Consider the following 494-nt stretch of genomic DNA (forward strand, 5'->3'; position numbering starts at 1 on the left):
GCTCGCCGTGGGGTGTCGCGGCGGGGCCAGGGGGTGGGTTCGTTCAGGAGGGCGAGGGGGGTGTTGTCCCAGTCGATGTGGGGGGTGGGCTGGGTGGCGTGGAGGGTGCGGGGGAGGGTGTTGTGGTGGAGGGCCTGGATGATTTTGATGGTGCCGGCGATGCCGGCGGCGGCCTGGGTGTGGCCGATGTTGGATTTGAGGGAGCCGAGGTGGAGGGGTTTGTCGGTGGGGCGGTCGGTGCTGTAGACGGCGTGTAGTGCCTGGGCTTCGATCGGGTCGCCCAGTGGCGTTCCGGTGCCGTGCGCCTCGACCGCGTCGATGTCGGCGGGAGAAAGCCGGGCATTGGCCAGTGCGGCCTGGATGACGCGTTGCTGCGACGGTCCGTTCGGTGCGGTCAGGCCGTTGCTGGCGCCGTCCTGGTTGATGGCGGTGCCGCGGATGACGGCGTGGATGGAATGGCCGAGGCGCTGGGCGTCGCTGAGGCGTTCCAGCAC

At 70.0% G+C, this 494-nt stretch carries 1 pseudogene; it reads right to left on the reverse strand.

Annotated elements, in window-relative coordinates:
- Positions 1-494 (reverse strand): annotated as a pseudogene (locus MXD59_RS26030) (polyketide synthase); the annotation flags it as partial.

This window comes from Frankia umida, from assembly GCF_023242945.1.
Taxonomy (GTDB): domain Bacteria; phylum Actinomycetota; class Actinomycetes; order Frankiales; family Frankiaceae; genus Frankia; species Frankia umida.